Origin of the sequence: Streptomyces blattellae, from assembly GCF_009709555.1 — a bacterium.
GTDB classification, from domain to species: Bacteria; Actinomycetota; Actinomycetes; order Streptomycetales; family Streptomycetaceae; genus Streptomyces; species Streptomyces blattellae.
Genome location: NZ_WJBG01000112.1, coordinates 59,540 through 75,380, shown reverse-complemented (window position 1 = coordinate 75,380; position 15,841 = coordinate 59,540). Strand labels below are relative to the sequence as shown.

The 15,841-nt window shown below is 70.4% G+C and carries 14 protein-coding genes and 1 pseudogene; 7 read left to right on the top strand and 8 right to left on the bottom strand.

Annotated features, from left to right (window positions below; genetic code table 11):
- Positions 1-306: 306 nt before the first annotated feature.
- Both GFH49_RS05770 and clpS read right to left on the bottom strand, forming a co-directional pair.
- Complete coding sequence (locus GFH49_RS05770; RefSeq protein ID WP_155054667.1) at positions 307-909, bottom strand: DUF2017 domain-containing protein; 603 nt, start codon at positions 907-909, stop codon at positions 307-309.
- 99 nt (positions 910-1,008) lie between these two features.
- A complete protein-coding gene (gene clpS / locus GFH49_RS05765; RefSeq protein WP_155054666.1) occupies positions 1,009-1,326 on the bottom strand; it encodes an ATP-dependent Clp protease adapter ClpS in 318 nt (105 codons plus the stop codon).
- A 156-nt stretch (positions 1,327-1,482) separates the two neighbouring features.
- Between clpS and GFH49_RS05760 the strand changes: the two genes are divergently transcribed.
- Together GFH49_RS05760 and GFH49_RS05755 are read left to right on the top strand one after the other, a co-directional pair.
- The gene (locus GFH49_RS05760; protein ID WP_155054665.1) at positions 1,483-2,826 is read left to right on the top strand and encodes a nicotinate phosphoribosyltransferase; all 1,344 of its coding nucleotides are present in this window, start codon (positions 1,483-1,485) and stop codon (positions 2,824-2,826) included.
- 134 nt (positions 2,827-2,960) lie between these two features.
- On the top strand, positions 2,961-3,545 hold the full coding sequence (locus GFH49_RS05755) for a nicotinamidase (protein WP_155054664.1): 585 nt from the start codon (positions 2,961-2,963) through the stop codon (positions 3,543-3,545).
- A 62-nt stretch (positions 3,546-3,607) separates the two neighbouring features.
- Here the strand turns inward: GFH49_RS05755 and GFH49_RS05750 are convergent.
- Positions 3,608-3,937, bottom strand: a pseudogene (locus GFH49_RS05750) (hypothetical protein); the annotation flags it as partial.
- A gap of 120 nt (positions 3,938-4,057) precedes the next feature.
- The gene (locus GFH49_RS05745) at positions 4,058-6,400 is read right to left on the bottom strand and encodes an immune inhibitor A domain-containing protein (RefSeq protein WP_155054663.1); all 2,343 of its coding nucleotides are present in this window, start codon (positions 6,398-6,400) and stop codon (positions 4,058-4,060) included.
- 398 nt (positions 6,401-6,798) lie between these two features.
- Between GFH49_RS05745 and GFH49_RS05740 the strand changes: the two genes are divergently transcribed.
- A complete protein-coding gene (locus GFH49_RS05740; protein ID WP_155054662.1) occupies positions 6,799-7,062 on the top strand; it encodes a hypothetical protein in 264 nt (87 codons plus the stop codon).
- Between the two features lie 138 nt (positions 7,063-7,200).
- On the opposite strand, the gene GFH49_RS05735 is transcribed toward GFH49_RS05740, so the two are convergent.
- Positions 7,201-7,857: an RDD family protein gene (locus GFH49_RS05735; RefSeq protein ID WP_155054661.1), complete on the bottom strand. Its 657-nt coding sequence runs from the start codon at positions 7,855-7,857 to the stop codon at positions 7,201-7,203.
- A 107-nt stretch (positions 7,858-7,964) separates the two neighbouring features.
- Positions 7,965-9,563 (bottom strand): RDD family protein, encoded by a 1,599-nt coding sequence (locus GFH49_RS05730; protein ID WP_155054660.1) that lies wholly within the window; start codon positions 9,561-9,563, stop codon positions 7,965-7,967.
- Positions 9,564-9,840: 277 nt separating this feature from the next.
- On the opposite strand from GFH49_RS05730, the gene GFH49_RS05725 reads away from it, so the two are divergent.
- On the top strand, positions 9,841-10,302 hold the full coding sequence (locus GFH49_RS05725) for an SsgA family sporulation/cell division regulator (protein WP_155054659.1): 462 nt from the start codon (positions 9,841-9,843) through the stop codon (positions 10,300-10,302).
- 79 nt (positions 10,303-10,381) lie between these two features.
- Here the strand turns inward: GFH49_RS05725 and GFH49_RS05720 are convergent, their stop codons facing one another.
- The gene (locus GFH49_RS05720; protein WP_155054658.1) at positions 10,382-11,788 is read right to left on the bottom strand and encodes an FAD-binding oxidoreductase; all 1,407 of its coding nucleotides are present in this window, start codon (positions 11,786-11,788) and stop codon (positions 10,382-10,384) included.
- A gap of 92 nt (positions 11,789-11,880) precedes the next feature.
- Between GFH49_RS05720 and GFH49_RS05715 the strand changes: the two genes are divergently transcribed.
- Complete coding sequence (locus GFH49_RS05715) at positions 11,881-13,287, top strand: tetratricopeptide repeat protein (RefSeq protein ID WP_155054657.1); 1,407 nt, start codon at positions 11,881-11,883, stop codon at positions 13,285-13,287.
- A 103-nt stretch (positions 13,288-13,390) separates the two neighbouring features.
- Here the strand turns inward: GFH49_RS05715 and hppD are convergent, their stop codons facing one another.
- Entirely contained in the window at positions 13,391-14,563 is a 1,173-nt protein-coding gene (gene hppD, locus GFH49_RS05710; protein WP_155054656.1) for a 4-hydroxyphenylpyruvate dioxygenase, read from the bottom strand.
- A gap of 121 nt (positions 14,564-14,684) precedes the next feature.
- On the opposite strand from hppD, the gene GFH49_RS05705 reads away from it, so the two are divergent.
- Both GFH49_RS05705 and GFH49_RS05700 read left to right on the top strand, forming a co-directional pair.
- Positions 14,685-15,167 (top strand): Lrp/AsnC family transcriptional regulator, encoded by a 483-nt coding sequence (locus GFH49_RS05705; protein ID WP_155054655.1) that lies wholly within the window; start codon positions 14,685-14,687, stop codon positions 15,165-15,167.
- A 25-nt stretch (positions 15,168-15,192) separates the two neighbouring features.
- The gene (locus GFH49_RS05700) at positions 15,193-15,840 is read left to right on the top strand and encodes an ABC transporter permease (RefSeq protein ID WP_155054654.1); all 648 of its coding nucleotides are present in this window, start codon (positions 15,193-15,195) and stop codon (positions 15,838-15,840) included.
- The last annotated feature ends 1 nt before the right edge of the window (position 15,841 follow it).

Genomic DNA, 15,841 nt, shown 5'->3' with positions numbered 1-15,841 from the left:
GCCGACCCGGGCCGTCGTCGGCCTCGGATCGGGTCTCGATCCCCCCGGATAGCTGGAGCTGTCTGCCTGACCGGCGGTCTGCCGGTCGGTGGCGCACCCGGCGGACCATGGATGGTGTTCGCCGGGCGGTCGTGAAGATTTATCACGGCCGCGGCACTGATCAGCGCTGATCACCCGGGCGGGATGTGGCGCACAGCACAGGGAAAAGCGGACAAAGAGCACCTAGAAGTGCATCCGACGCCATCGCGGTGACGGGATCGTTATGCGGATTTGAGCGTCCGCTGAGCGAACATCGAACCGCCACGATCAGGGCATAAGGGTGGAGACAAGCGTCTCCTGGAGCCCGCCCAGCCACAGATACGCCATCACCATCGGCTTGCGCGGATCCTCGTCCGGCAGCCGGTACAGGAGGTCGGTGTCCTCGTCGTCGGTGATGTCGAGCCGGGATCCGATCGCCAGGCGCAGGTCGTTGAGGGCGCCGAGCCACTGCCTGGACTCCCCCTCCGACAGCTTGAGGACCGCCCCGCCCTCGTCGACCGGGCGCAGCGCGTCCAGGCAGCGGATCACCACGAGGGCGTTCTCGCGTTTCCCGGCCCGCAGGTCGTTCTCGGTGTAGCGGCGGAACTCGGCGGAGTGCGCCCGCTGCTCCTCGGCGTCGCGCGGTCCCGGCGTGGCCTCCGGGTCGCTGTAGGCGTCCGGGAAGAGCCGTTTGAGGACGGGGTCGGCGGGCGGTTCACTCGGGCCTTCGGCGAACAGTTCGGCCAGCGGGTCCTCGCGGGTGTCCTCGCCGGGGCCGGGGCCGATCAGCTCCAGAAGCTGGACGGCCAGCGACCGGATGATGGAGATCTCGACGTCGTCGAGCGCGACGGCGGCGCCGCCGCCGGGGAGCGGTTCGAATTGACCTGGCATGAAGTGAGTTCGCTACTTCCGGTCCTGCGGGAGGGGTCGGATTACTTCCGGTCCTGCGGGAGGGGTCGGATTACTTCCGGTCCTGCATGCGAGTTCGGGTCATTTCCGGTCCTGCTGGAGGGTGGCCCACAGACCGTAGCCATGCATCGCCTGCACGTCGCGCTCCATCTCCTCGCGGGTCCCGCTGGAGACGACCGCCCGGCCCTTGTGGTGGACGTCGAGCATGAGCTTGGTGGCCTTGTCCTTCGGGTAGCCGAAGTACGTCTGGAAGACGTAGGTCACATAGCTCATGAGGTTGACCGGGTCGTTGTGCACGATCGTGACCCAGGGGACGTCCGGCTCGGGGACGGCGAAGACCTCCTCCGCCGACTCGGTGCGTTCGATCTCTACGGGCGCGGGTGACGTCACATGGCCCATGCTGCCACCGGAGGGGGGTGGTCGCACAAATGCGCCCCGCGATTGCCCTGCGATTGCCCCACGATGTCCCCGCGATGTCCCCACGATGTCCCCGTGATCGCCTGTCGGCCGACCTAAATCGTCAGACTGACGAGATGGGGGGTATCATCATCAGTCATGAACACAGCGGAGCTAGGGCTGCCGGTGGACGTTCCCTCGACGGCGCTCTTCACGGACCAGTACGAGCTGACGATGCTGCAGGCCGCGCTGCGGGCGGGCACCGCCGAGCGGCGGAGCGTGTTCGAGGTCTTCACCCGGCGGCTGCCCGAAGGACGGCGCTACGGCGTCGTCGCGGGCACCGGCCGGGTCCTGGACGCAGTGGAGAACTTCCGTTTCGACCCGGACGTCCTCCGCTTTCTGCGGGAGCACGGGATCGTCGACGAACAGACCCTGACGTGGCTCGCCGGCTACCGCTTCAGCGGTGACATCTGGGGCTACCCCGAGGGCGAGGTCTACTTCCCGGGCTCGCCGGTCATGCGGGTCGAGGGTTCCTTCGCCGAGTGCGTACTGCTGGAGACCGTCGTCCTGTCCATCCTCAACCACGACTCCGCGATCGCCGCGGCGGCGTCCCGGATGTCCTCGGCCGCCGGCGACCGGCCCCTGATCGAGATGGGCGCCCGCCGCACCCACGAACTGTCCGCCGTCGCCGCCGCCCGCGCCGCGTACGTCGGCGGCTTCACGACCACCTCCGACCTGGCCGCCGGCTTCCGCTACGGCATCCCGACCGTCGGCACCTCCGCGCACGCCTTCACCCTGCTCCACGACCGCGAGCGGGACGCCTTCCAGGCCCAGGTGAACTCGCTGGGCCGGAACACGACGCTGCTGGTGGACACGTACGACGTCGCCGAGGCGGTCCGTACGGCGGTGGAGGTCGCCGGGCCCGAACTGGGTGCCGTGCGGATCGACTCCGGGGACCTGCTGCTGGTCGCCCACCGGGTGCGGCAGCAGCTGGACGAGCTGGGCGCGAGGGCCACGAAGATCGTCGTGACCTCGGATCTGGACGAGTACGCGATCGCCTCGCTGGCGGCGGCGCCGGTGGACGCGTACGGCGTCGGCACCCAGCTGGTGACGGGTTCCGGTCATCCCACGTGCTCGATGGTCTACAAACTGGTCGCCCGCGCCGAATCCGCCGACCCGAAGGAACCGCTGGTCCCGGTCGCGAAGAAGTCCACCGGAGGCAAGACGTCCATCGGCGGCCGCAAGTGGGCCGCTCGGCGGCTGGACGAGGACGGGGTCGCCGAGGCGGAGGTCGTCGGCACCGGACCGGTCCCCGGCGGGCTGTCCGGCCGGCAGCTGCTCGTGGAGCTGGTCAAGGGCGGTGACGTGGTCGCACGTGAACCGCTGGACGTCCCGCGCGACCGGCACATAGCCGCCCGCGCGAATCTGCCGCTGTCCGCCACGCAGCTGTCCCGGGGGGAACCCGTGATTCCGACCGAGTATGTCCACGAGCGCTCGGGGTAGTCAGAGACGGCGCTCCCGTGCAACCTCTGGAATGCCCCCTCCCCTAGGGCCCTCCGAGTCTCTAGGCTCGTAACTTCACACCGGCGGGCCCGCACCCTGATCCACCCCGACCCCATAGTCGAAGGACACCGACCATGCGCCGCGCCTTGATCGTCGTAGACGTGCAGAACGATTTCTGCGAGGGGGGCAGCCTCGCGGTGGCCGGGGGTGCCGATGTGGCCGCCGCCATCACCGAGCTGATCGGGCAGGCGCCCGCCGGCTACCGGCATGTGGTGGCGACCCGCGACCACCACATCGCGCCCGGCGGACACTTCGCCAGCAACCCCGACTACGTCCACTCCTGGCCGGCGCACTGCGTCGCCGGTACCGAGGGTGTGGGCTTCCACCCGAACTTCGCGCCCGCCGTGGCCTCCGGCGCGATCGACGCCGTGTTCGACAAGGGGGCGTACGCGGCGGCGTACAGCGGGTTCGAGGGCACCGACGAGAACGGTGTGCCGCTGGCCGACTGGCTGCGTGCCCGCGAGGTCACCGAGGTGGACGTGGTCGGCATCGCCACCGACCACTGCGTGCGCGCCACCGCGCTGGACGCGGCGCGGGAGGGATTCCGTACGCACGTACTCCTCGACCTCACCGCCGGAGTGGCCGAGGAGACCACCGACCGGGCACTGGAGGCGATGCGAGAGGCGGGCGTCGAGCTGTCGGGCAAGCCGGTCGTCTAGGGGGCTGAGCGCTCCGTAGAGCCGCATATCGGCATATCGACTACAGCCCCGCACCCCTTCGGCGGCGCTGCCGGCCTCCTTCCGAGTGCCCTGATCGGATGCCACAGCTCCTGCGACAGGCCCGGTACGCCGTCGTCCGGGGCCGTGCGCCATATCAGGCCGTCGGGGTGGTGGAGGACCGCGGTGATCTCGTCCGGGGTCGGCGGGGCCGCGTTGCCGCGGAGGTAGACCGCGCGCATGCCCAGGTTGCGGAGCCTGGTCAGGGCCCGCGCCCGGTTCTGGGCGTGCACCAGCACACGCACGCAGTCCGTGCCGTCGAGGGTGGGGCTGGGCAGATTCAGCGCCACCACCACGCTGCCGGTGGGCAGCTTGCAGAAGCCTCCTGCGGCCATTCAGTCACTTCCCCGTTCCAGCGGTGTCAATAAGAGAACCACAGGACGCACCTAAACACGATCGGCGGCAACCCGCCAGGGGCTGCCGCCGAATCGCGCTCTGACCTGCGAAGACTCCGCTTACTTCACCGCGGGGCCGACTTGGAGCGTGATCGTCGAGCCGTTCCTGGCCTCATTGACGATCCTGATCTTGGTGTTGGTGTCAGTGATCTTGACGCCCCCGCGCGGGTTGCTCTCGTCGTAGTAGGTGCTGGTGTGGTCGTTGAAGACCGGCACCCCCTTCTGCGACGGGATCTTCGTCTCCACGCCCGCGTTGTGCAGCGTGACGGCGTCCGTGCGATACAGGCTGAACGGCGAGTCGTAGGACTGGATGCGGTTGCGCATCAGCGTGCCGTCGGACCACTTCAGCGCGGTCGGGTGGGCGTCGACCGGGAGGAGCCGGCCGGTGCCGTTGTGCCGGCTGGTGTTGTTGTCCGTCTGGGAGGTGTCCCACTTCCAGATCATCAGGCCGTTCTGGTACGGGAAGTGCTCCACCCAGGACGGACGGGTCGTCGAGAAGCCGAAGTTGTACGGGCCGACCTTGAGGGTCTCGTCGTACGACACGTACTGGCGGTTCTCGGCGATGTAGTACTGCGCGTAGCTCTTGGTGAACGAGGCGCCGATGCGGGAGAAGCCGGTCGCGGTCCACGCGGCGTCCGCCGTCTCGGCGTTGTCGGTGAACAGCGGGCTGCCGTCGGCGGTCACCGTGATCGCGTCGGCCGCGAAGCCCTTCTGCGCGACACCGCCGTCGGTGGAGTAGCGGAAGCGGAGCTGGATGTTCTGGCCCGCGTACGCGTCCAGGGAGTACGACAGCTTCTTGTACCCGTCGACCGTGCCGGTGAGTGCGGGGTTGCCGCTGCCGTCACGCGGGATGGCCTGGCCGTCCACCGTGCCGTCCACGGGGGTCCACCTGGCGCCGCCGTCGGTGGAGACCTCGGTGTAGAGGTAGTCGTAGTCCCGCTCGATGTCGTACCAGCCGTCGAGGGTCAGCGTGGCCGACGTCCTGCCGGTGAGGTCCACGGAACGGGTCAGCGTGTTGCGGAGGTTGTCGCCGCTGCCGCTCCACCACTGGGTCGCGCCCTCGGCGGGAGTGACGACCTCGGTGGTGACCGACTTTTCGGGGAGAGTGACCACGAGGGCCTGCTTGTTCTTGGTGTTGTACTCGGCGACGCCCAGCTTGTGCGTCGACTTCGTCGCGGCTCGCGCGGTGTCGTAGTCGAGCCAGCCGAGCTGGAGCTTGTCCCAGGCGGTCATGTCGCCGGGCCGGTCGCCGATGGTCTCCTCGCCGGTGCCGAGCCAGGAGCCGGAGGACATCAGGGTCCAGAAGCCGGTGGAGTTCTCGCCGCCGGCGGTGTCGTAGTGGTCCGGCAGACCGAGGTCGTGGCCGTACTCGTGGGCGAAGACGCCGAGTCCGCCGTTCTCCGGCTGGATGGTGTAGTCGCCGACCCAGATGCCGGTGTCGCCGATCTGGGTGCCGCCGAGCTTGTTGTTGTCGGGGCCGGTGGAGCCGGCGTCGGTGCCGAAGGCGTACCAGCGGTGGGCCCAGATCGCGTCCTCGCCCTGTGCGCCGCCGCCGGCGGACTCGTCCTCACCGGCGTGCACGATCTGGAAGTGGTCGATGTAGCCGTCGGACTCGTTGAAGTCGCCGTCGCCGTCGAAGTCGTAGCGGTCCCACTGGTCGTACTCGGAGAGCTTGGCCTTGATCTCGGCGTCGGTCTTGCCGGCCGCCTTCTGCCCCTCGGCCCACGCGGTGACGCCGTCCTGCACCGCGTACCAGGCGCAGTTGTCGGGGTCGCACTTGTTGGAGCCGTAACGCGCCTCGTTGTAGGGGACCTTGACCCAGTCGGCGACCTCGCCCTCGATGGAGTAGCGGCCCGAGGACTGCTTCTCGTAGTAGGTCTTCATCGAGGCTTCGCCCTCGCCGAAGTACAGGTCCTGGTAGTGCTCCTGGTTGTAATCCGCCTGCCAGGCCGTGCTGTTGTCCTCCGCACGGTCCGGCTCGGCTATCTCGTTGTGCCGCGGGCCGGGCGTACCGCCGTAGCGGGGGTCCGTCTGGTCGCCGAACTCGACCAGGATCGTGAAGATCTTGTCGGTCTTCTCGCGGCCCAGTTCTACGTACTTGCTGTCGCCCTTCTTGCTCTTCAGCCGGACGACCTTGGAGCCGTCGTTCTCCTTGACCTGGGCGTCGCCGGAGAGGACCTGGTTCAGGGCCTCCTGGCGCTGCGCCTCCTGGGTCTTGGTGAACGGACCGTCGAGGTCGTGCTCTTCCTGGCGCTGGTCCGGGAGCGGGTCCTGCCGGTTCACGGCGGCCGGCTCCGCGGCGCTGTCGGCCTGGGCCACGGTGAAGGCCGAGATCGTGGCGGTGGCCGCGGCGAGCGCGACGGTCGTGGCCGCCGCTCTGAACGCCCAGGGTCTTCTGGTCACTTGAGATCCTCCCCAGCGTCCGGGCACGCGGAAAGGGCTCCTGGGTCACGGGAGGTCCGCAGCTCCGCGCGCGCGTGAAGGACGCGTGTAGTCGCGTGAAAGACTCGTGTAGTCAAGTGAAGCCATTTGACTAGAGGTTGAACTGAAAAGACAGCCCTTGACTTGAACAGGTCAATTGCATTACCGGGGGCCTACCAACGGGCGCGTGGGTCCGTCCACTTGCTGGACGGTGTGACTCGATGCGCCCCCCATGCACCGACACTGTTGGTTAGGTCACGCTTACCGTTCGTTCCGCTCGGGCATGCCTGCGATTAGAGTCGGCTGGCGGAAGCCTCGCGAGCCTACGCAATGCCAGGCCGGCGCCCCTTCTCGCCCCCCTTTCCGAGGACACGATTGCCATGCCTCGTCCGACTGCGCCTCGACCGACCGCCGCACAGCTCGTCTACGGTTCATGCACCGTGATCTTCTCGACCCTCGCCATGCTGCTGCTGTCACAGACGAGTTCAGGTGTGGGGATCGCGGTCATCGCCGTCGCGGCGCTCGCTCTCGGGCTCCTGGTCGCCATGACGGTTCCGCTGCCGAAGCCGGGCGCGGCCGCCGCGCCATCGGCCGAGGCCACCACACCAGAGCGCGTTCCGGTCAATTCCGGTAAGGCCGCGTGACCTTCGCAGCCTGATCCAGTACGTCTGATCCTTTGCGTCTGATCCAGTACATCTGATCCTTTGCGTCTACGACCGGCGGGCCCGTGACTTTCACGGGCCCGCCGGTCGTTGCCGTACGCGCGCCCGCCCGCTGCCGCCTCAGCCGGTGCCGACCACCACCGTCTTGGCCGCCTTGTCGTGCAGGCCCTGCTTGTACGGTTTGTCGAAGTAGCTCACACCACCCGAGATCGCCGTCCAGATGCAGGCACAGCAGAAGGCGAACGGGATCCACAGCACCAAGGACCGCACCAGCGCCGTCTGCGCCGAGGGCGTGGCCCCGTTGTCGAGGTTGGCCACCCGCATCTTCAGCCACTTCTTGCCGAGGGTCTGCCCGGTCCTGGCGATCATGAAGGTGTCGTAGGCGGTGTAGAGCACGGCGGCGACCGCGGACTGCGCGATGGAGCTGGCGTAGTCGACGTCGTCGGCGGCGACGTCGTACTCGCTCACGCCGAAGCCCCAGGTGAGCAGCCAGACGACGACGCCGACGAGGATCATGTCGATGATGCGGGCCAGCGTGCGTTTCCCGCTGTCCGCGAGCGGGGGCATGCCGGCCAGCGGATCGCGCGGGAACGAGCCGCCGCCGTACGGGTCACCGCCGAGGGGCCCGCCCTGGTAGGGCGGGGGCTGGGCGCCGCCGTGCGGGGCGTCGTACGGCGAGCCTGATCCCTGTCCTGGCGGGGGGTGCGGGGGGTGCTTCCGGAACGGGTCCTCTTCCGGTGGCGGCTGACCGGAGCCGGGGGGCGGTTCGCTGCTCATGGCCCGAGTCGACCGCGAACCCTCCGGCTCCGCATCCGGCGAGCGGCCGTCCGGAGTACGGAGTCAGCTGGTCCTTCCGGAGTACCTGGCCCTTCCGGAGTACCCGGTCACCCGGCGACGAACGTACGCGCGGCCTTGTCGTGCCAGCACTGGTGCCAGGGCCGGTCGAACAGGCACCACACGACGCCCACCACACCGACGACGAGCAGTCCGGGCACGCTGTACACGAGCCAGCGGCGGACTGCCGCGCCGAAGGACGGGGGCTCGTGGCCCTCGATGTCCCGCACCTCCAGACCGAGCAGCTTCTTGCCGAGGGTGCGGCCCCATCTGTGGGTGGGCAGCACCTCGTAGGCGACGCCGAACAGCAGCAGGACCGCCAGGACGATACCGAGATACGTCGATGTCGTGCCGTCGAGCAGCCACACGGTCACGGTCTCGCCGGACAGCTTGGCCGCGTCGATCTTCTCGTTGACGTGGTCCATCGCCTGGGTACCGAGAGGGACGGCGGCGACGGAGGTGACGGCGGCGAGGACGACGGTGTCGACGAGCCGGGCCGCGAGCCGCTTGCCGAGCCCGGCCGGGCGGGCCGACGCCTGACGCATGGCAGCCGCCTGGAAGATGTCCTCCACGGGCGGCTTCCAGGGCACCACGGGCTGGTCGTCGCCGGGCCCTCCGGCGAGCTGGTGCACCTGCTGCGCCCAGGAGGGCTGGCCGCCACCGGAGCCGCTGGTCATGGGCGTGCCGGACTGAGGGGCGCCGGGCTGCTGGGGGACGGCGAGCGCCGGCTGCTGAGGGCCGCCGGAGGGGGCCGTGGGGGCAGGCACGGCGGGGGTGGCAGGCGTGGCCGGCGTGGCGGGCTGCTGCACGGCCGCGGCACGGGCGGCGGCCGCCTTTCCGGCGCCGAAGCCGGGGGCTGCGGGACCGCTGCCGGAGGAAGGCGCGGCGGCGGGGGCGGCGGAGGCCGAGGCGGCGGGGGCGGCGGAGGCGGCGGAGGCCGAGGCGGCACCGGCGGGGGCGGAAGCCGAGGCGGCACCGGCCGACCCGGCCGACCCGGAGCCACCGCTCCGCGCCCCCGCTCCCCTGGTCTGCTGTGGGGTGCGCGGGGAGAGCGCGCGGAACTTCATCGTGCCGTCGGGTGCCTCGTCGGTGCCGGGGCTCGCGGAGGCGGCTGCCGCGCCGGGCCCGGGGGTCGGCCGACGGAAGACGAAGGTGTTGCCGGAGTCGACGCCGTCCGGCTCGGTGGGCGGGATGGTCGCCGTGCCGTCCGTGCGGGCGGTGGCCTGGCCGTCCGGCTGGGCCTGGGCGTCCGCGGGCACCCTCGGGTCGGCCTCCTGCGCGGCGCCCCAGGAGACACGGCGGTCCTGGTCGCCGACGAAGCCCGACTGCCGGGACCGGTCGGCGCCCCACGCGGACGCGGGCTCGGGCCGGCTGCCGTACTGGGCGTCGGCCGGACCGGGGGCGCCCGACGAGCCGTCCGGGTCCTCGTCGAAGAAGTGCGGGCCCGTCTCCTCGACCTGCGCCGGGGCCGGGGCCGGGTCGGCGCCGGGCGGCGGGGCGAGCGGCTCGCCGTCCGCCGGGGCCGGACGGCTGGTGCCCGGAACCCAGGAGGCACCGTTCCAGTACCGGACATATCCGGGAATGGAGGGATCCGGGTAGTAGCCCTCGCGGGGCCTGTCATCACCTGGGGCCGGGGTTGGGGCGCTCATGTCCGTCGTCCCGTATCTGCTCGGGGGTCATCTGAGGGTCTCCACATCTATCAGACCGGCGCGACAACCACCGCCAGTCCCGTAGGACCCGCCCCTTTCCGGGCAACCTCGTACACGTACTTCACACGTCCCGGAGCCGATCGACCGCGGCTCGCGAAAAAGTTCCGAGAACCCGCGTAATGGTTCCGGCCCCTCTCCGCTCTCCACTCGTACGGGCCCTCGCCAGGGCCCGCGAAAGCGACACGAGAGAGCGACACAAGAGAGGAAACACGCCCCTATGTACAGCGTGGTAGAGCGGGAGCTGGAGCTGAAGCTCATCCTGTCGCCGGAGCGGAGCATCCCGGTCCCGGCCCGGCTGAGCTTCCGCAGCGACGATCCGTACGCCGTCCGGATCTCCTTCCACATCGACTCCGACTCCCCCGTGCACTGGTCCTTCGCCCGTGACCTGCTCGTCGAGGGCGTGTTCCGGCCCTGCGGGAACGGGGACGTCCAGGTGTGGCCGACGAAGAGCGAGGGGCGCAGCGTCGTCGTCGTGGCGCTGAGTTCACCCGACGGTGACGCCCTGCTGGAGGCCCCGGCGGCCCAGGTGTCGGCCTGGCTGGAGCGCACGCTGCGGGTGGTGCCCCCGGGGACTGAGGGCGAGCAGCTGGGAATCGACGACGCGCTCGACCAGTTGCTCGCCCCTACCCCCGCCGACGACCAGTGGCCGGGCAACGGGCCGAAGGATGGAGGTGAGTGAGCCGCAACCGTCCATTGAGGAACCACAACGGCGATCAGCCACGTCCGCGAGAGCGGCGGCGGTTCAGCCGCAAAAGGGGTCAGAACAGCTTGCCCGGGTTCAGGATGCCCAGCGGGTCGAAGACGTCCTTGACCGCCCGCTGCATCTCCACGCCGACCGGGCCGATCTCGCGGGCCAGCCACTCCTTCTTCAGCACGCCCACGCCGTGTTCGCCGGTGATCGTGCCGCCGAGTTCCAGGCCGAGGGCCATGATCTCGTCGAAGGACTCACGGGCACGCCGGGACTCGTCGGGGTCCTGGGCGTCGAAGCAGACCGTCGGGTGCGTGTTGCCGTCGCCGGCGTGGGCGACGACGCCGATGGTGAGCTGGTACTTCTCGGCGATCCGCTCGGTCCCTTCGAGCATGTCGCCGAGGCGGGAGCGGGGCACGCACACGTCGTCGATCATCGTCGTGCCCTTGACCGCCTCCAGCGCGGTGAGCGACAACCGCCGTGCCTGGAGGAGGAGTTCCGACTCGGCCAGGTCGTCCGCCGGTACCACCTCGGTGGCGCCCGCCGCCTCGCAGAGCGCGCCGACGGCGGCCAGGTCGGCGGACGGGTCCGGGGTGTCGAAGGCCGCCAGCAGCAGTGCCTCCGTCGACTCGGGCAGTCCCATGTGCGCCAGGTCGTTGACGGCCTTCACCGTCGTACGGTCCATCAGTTCGAGGAGGGACGGTACGTGCCCGCCCGCCATGATCCGGCACACCGCGTCGCACGCGGCGGCCCCGGAGGCGAACTCGGCCGCCAGCACCAGCTGCTGCGGCGGCTGCGGCTTCAGCGCCAGGACCGCCCGTACGACGATGCCCAGCGACCCCTCCGACCCCACGAACAGGCGGGTCATGTCGTACCCGGCGACCCCCTTCGCCGTGCGGCGGCCGGTGGTCATGAGCCGTCCGTCGGCCAGGACGACGTCCAGGCCGAGGACGTACTCGGCGGTGACCCCGTACTTCACACAGCACAGGCCGCCCGACGCCGTCCCGATGTTGCCGCCGATCGTGCACGTCTCCCAGCTGGAGGGGTCCGGCGGGTAGTACAGGCCGTGTTCGCCGACCGCGCGGGACAGGGCGGCGTTGACGACGCCGGGTTCGACGACGGCGATGCGGTCGACCGGGTTGATCTCCAGGATGCGGTCCATCTTGGTGAGGGACAGCACGATGCAGCCGTCGGAGGCGTTCGCCGCGCCCGACAGTCCGGTGCGGGCGCCCTGCGGGACGACCGGGACGCGCAGCTCGGTGGCGACGCGCATGATGTGCTGCACCTCTTCGACCGTGCGCGGCAGTACGACCACGGCGGGGGCGCCGGCCGGGCAGAAGCTGGCCATGTCGTTGGCGTAGGAGGCCGTGATGTCGGGGTCGGTGAGGACGGCCTCGGCGGGCAGGCCGCTGAGCAGGCGGTCGACGAGGTTGCCGGTCGCTTGGTCGCTGGGCGCTTCGATACGGCTCATGATCACAGGTTCGCACCCGGGGCCATCGGTGTGAACCCCGTCCGCACCGGGCTTCGGGTGCGGGAACGCGGTCGTCGTGTTGACGCACAGTGAGCGCCATGGGGAACCAAGAGGAAGCGCCGGCCAGGGTGCGCGGGCCTGTTGCCCGGTGGGCGGTGATCGCGGCCGTCGCCGCATGCGCCGTACTCGGCGTGGTGCTGATGCTGCTGCCCTCCCAGGGGTCGGACTCGCGGGCGCCCGCTCCGGCGCCGGGGGCGCAGGCGCTGACGGCGGTGGGGTCCGGGGTGCCGGCCACGCTGCCCGGCCTGGCGGCGCTGATCGGCGAGCGTGAGGCGCGGGTGCGGGCCCATCCCGAGGACGCGCGGTCGTGGGCGGTGCTCGGGACGGCGTACCTCGAACAGGGGCGACGGCTCGCGGAACCGTCCTACTTCCCGCGGGCCGAGCAGGCGCTGCGTATGTCGCTGCGGACGCGGGCGAAGGGGAACGTGCGGGCGCTGACCGGGATGGCGGCGCTGGCGAACGCGCGGCGTGACTTCCTCGCGGCGCGGAAGTGGGGGCAGGACGCGCTGGAGCTGGACGCGAAGCGCTGGACGACGTATCCGGTGCTGATCGACGCCTACACGGGGCTGGGCGATCACAAGGCGGCCAAGCGGACGCTGGACCGGCTGCTGGAGCTGCACTCCGGCCCGGCGGCGCTCGCGCGGGCCGGGGCCGTCTACCGCGACCAGGGCTGGCGCGAGGACGCCGCCGCCGCGCTGGCCGACGCGGCGGCCGGAGCCGAGGCGCCCGCCGAGAAGGCCGCGTATCTGGAGCGGGGCGGGCAGCTGGCGTTCGAGCGCGGGGACCTCGAAGTCGCGCTGCGGCACTTCCAGGAGGCGGTCCGTATCGACCCCGACCAGCGGGCCGCGCAGGCCGGGCAGGGGCGGGCACTGGCGGCGCTCGGGCGGACGTCGGAGGCGCTGAACGCCTACCGGGCGGCCCTCGCCAAGCAGCCGCTGCCGCAATACGCCCTGGAACTGGGCGAGTTGTACGAGTCGCTGGGGCTCGATCAGGCCGCGCGCGTGCAGTACGACCTGCTGCGGGAGCGGGTGCGCGGTGCCGCGGCGGACGGGGCCGACGAGGAACTGGTCCTCGGGCAGTTCGAGGCGGACCACGGGGATCCGGAGGAGGCGGTACGGCGACTGCGCGCCGAGTGGCAGCGCCAGCCCGGGATCGCCGTGGCCGACGCGCTGGGGTGGGCGCTGCACCGGGCCGGGCAGCACGAGGAGGCGCTGCGGTTCGCGGTACGGGCGACGGACAAGGAGCACGGGGGTGGGGTGCGCAGTGCGCTGTACGCGTACCACCGGGGCATGATCGAGGGGGAGCTGGAGCTGTACGGGCCCGCCCGGCGGCACCTTCAGGAGGCGCTGCGGATCAATCCGCGGTTCTCGCCGTGGCGGGTGCCGATGGCGCGGGAGGCGTTGCGGGGGCTCGGTGACCTGCCGGGGGACGAGCCCCTGCCTTAGCGCTCCGCTGGGGTGCCGCGATGTGCCGTCGGGTGTCCGCGGCGCCGTTGTGGCTGGTCGCGCAGTTCCCCGCGCCCCTACGGGCGCGTTCCGCACCGCCTGATCACAAGTTGCCGCGTTTGGCCTGTTCCCGTTCGATCGCCTCGAAGAGGGCCTTGAAGTTGCCCTTGCCGAAGCCCATGGAGCCGTGGCGTTCGATCAGCTCGAAGAAGACGGTCGGGCGGTCCTGGACCGGCTTGGTGAAGATCTGGAGCAGGTAGCCGTCCTCGTCGCGGTCGGCGAGGATCTTCAGCTCGCGGAGGGTCTCGACGGGGACGCGGGTGTCGCCGACCCACTCGCCGAGGGTGTCGTAGTACGAGTCGGGGGTGTCGAGGAACTGCACGCCGGCCGCCCGCATCGTCCGTACCGTCTGCACGATGTCGTTGGTGTTGAGCGCGATGTGCTGGACGCCCGCGCCGCCGTAGAACTCCAGGTACTCGTCGATCTGGGACTTCTTCCTGGCGAGGGCGGGCTCGTTGATCGGGAACTTGACCTTGAGCGTGCCGTCGGCGACCACCTTCGACATCAGCGCGCTGTACTCGGTGGCGATGTCGTCGCCCACGAACTCCTTCATGTTCGTGAAGCCCATGACCTTGTTGTAGAAGCCGACCCATTCGTTCATGCGGCCGAGCTCCACGTTGCCGACGCAGTGGTCGATGGCCTGGAAGGTGCTCCCCCAGCCTTCGGCCGGGAGGTGCCCCCACGCGGGCGCCTTGACGAGCGGGGCGGCGGCGGTGAAGCCGGGGAGGTACGGGCCGTCGTAGCCGGTGCGTTCGACGAGGGTGTGGCGGGTCTGGCCGTAGGTGGCGATGGCGGCGAGTACGACCGTGCCGTGCTCGTCCTTCAGCTCGTACGGCTCGGCGACCGAACGCGCGCCGTGCTCGACGGCGTACGCGTACGCGGCGCGGGCGTCCGGGACCTCGATGGCGAGGTCGACGACGCCGTCGCCGTGCTCGGCCACGTGCTCGGCGAGGAAGTGGCCCCAGGTGGTCGCGGGTTTGATCACCGAGGTGAGGACGAAGCGGGCGGAGCCGTTGGTGAGGACGTAGCTCGCGGTCTCACGGCTGCCGGTCTCCGGTCCGGAGTAGGCCACGAGCCGCATGCCGAAGGCGGTGGAGTAGTAGTGCGCCGCCTGCTTGGCGTTGCCCACGGCGAAGACGACCGCGTCCATTCCCTTGACCGGGAAGGGGTCGGCCTGCCGGGCGGTGTCGGGGGTGTGGTGTGTGGTCTGCGTCATAGCGGAAGCCTCGCGCCGGGCTGCAAGGTGCGCAACAGTTCGCATAATTGGTGGGCAATTCGACCAGTGAACCGCCGGTGTCGGCGGGCTTCCTGTACAGGATGACCACCCTGGAGGACGTATGGCGATCGATCGTCTGGACGGACGGATCATCGGGCTGCTCGCGCGGGAGCCGCGGATCGGGGTACTGGAGATGTCCCGGCGGCTGGGGGTGGCGCGGGGGACGGTGCAGGCGCGGCTCGACCGGCTTCAGTCGAATGGCGTCATCCGGGGGTTCGGGCCCGAGGTGGATCCGGCGGCGCTCGGCTATCCGGTCACGGCATTCGCGACGCTGCAGATCCGGCAGGGTCAAGGGGCCGACGTACGGGCCCACTTGGCGACCGTGCCGGAGGTGCTGGAGCTGCACACGACCACCGGCACCGGGGACATGCTGTGCCGGCTGGTGGCCCGGTCGAATGCCGATCTCCAGCGGGTGATCGACCTGGTTGTCGGTTTTGATGGCATCGTCCGGGCCTCCACCGCGATCGTCATGGAGAACCCCGTTCCGCTGCGGATCATCCCGCTGGTGGAGCAGGCGGCGGAGGGCGCGGAAGGACGGGAGTGATACGAGCCTCTGGGGGTGACCGCGGGTGGACTTCTGGGAGTACCTGGGCAACCGGCATCAGCAGTTGCTCACGGACGCCTACTACCACGCCAGCGCGGTCTTCCAGTGCATGGTCGTGGCGACCGTGCTGGGCGTCCTGATCGGGATCGTGACCTACCGGAGCGGGTGGGCCGGAAGCCTCGCCACCACGGCCACGTCGACCGTTCTGACCATCCCGTCGCTCGCCATGATCGGTCTGCTCATCCCGGTCGTGGGCCTGGGTGTGCCGCCCACGGTGATCGCGCTGACGCTGTACGGGCTGCTGCCGATCGTGCGGAACTCGATCGTCGGGCTGCGCGGGGTCGATCCGGCGCTGGTGGACGCCGCGACCGGCATCGGGATGTCGCGCCCGGCCCGGCTGGTGCGGATCGAGCTGCCGCTGGCCTGGCCGCCGATCCTGACCGGCATCCGGGTCTCGACGCAGATGCTGATGGGCATCGCGGCGATCGCGGCTTACGCCTCCGGGCCCGGCCTCGGCAATGTGATCTTCCGCGGGCTGGCCTCGCTGGGCAGCAAGAACGCGATCAACCAGGTGCTCGCCGGAACGCTCGGGATCATCGTCCTCGCGCTGTTGTTCGATGCCGCGTACGTCGTCATCGGACGGCTGACCATCCCCAGGGGGATCCGTGTCTGAG

Bases quoted from the DNA above. Each gene is read 5' to 3' on its own strand.
- GFH49_RS05770 (WP_155054667.1), bottom strand. From the start codon at position 909: ATGCCAGGTCAATTCGAACCGCTCCCCGGCGGCGGCGCCGCCGTCGCG.
- clpS (WP_155054666.1), bottom strand. From the start codon at position 1,326: ATGGGCCATGTGACGTCACCCGCGCCCGTAGAGATCGAACGCACCGAG.
- GFH49_RS05760 (WP_155054665.1), top strand. From the start codon at position 1,483: ATGAACACAGCGGAGCTAGGGCTGCCGGTGGACGTTCCCTCGACGGCG.
- GFH49_RS05755 (WP_155054664.1), top strand. From the start codon at position 2,961: ATGCGCCGCGCCTTGATCGTCGTAGACGTGCAGAACGATTTCTGCGAG.
- GFH49_RS05740 (WP_155054662.1), top strand. From the start codon at position 6,799: ATGCCTCGTCCGACTGCGCCTCGACCGACCGCCGCACAGCTCGTCTAC.
- GFH49_RS05735 (WP_155054661.1), bottom strand. From the start codon at position 7,857: ATGAGCAGCGAACCGCCCCCCGGCTCCGGTCAGCCGCCACCGGAAGAG.
- GFH49_RS05730 (WP_155054660.1), bottom strand. From the start codon at position 9,563: ATGAGCGCCCCAACCCCGGCCCCAGGTGATGACAGGCCCCGCGAGGGC.
- GFH49_RS05725 (WP_155054659.1), top strand. From the start codon at position 9,841: ATGTACAGCGTGGTAGAGCGGGAGCTGGAGCTGAAGCTCATCCTGTCG.
- GFH49_RS05715 (WP_155054657.1), top strand. From the start codon at position 11,881: ATGGGGAACCAAGAGGAAGCGCCGGCCAGGGTGCGCGGGCCTGTTGCC.
- hppD (WP_155054656.1), bottom strand. From the start codon at position 14,563: ATGACGCAGACCACACACCACACCCCCGACACCGCCCGGCAGGCCGAC.
- GFH49_RS05705 (WP_155054655.1), top strand. From the start codon at position 14,685: ATGGCGATCGATCGTCTGGACGGACGGATCATCGGGCTGCTCGCGCGG.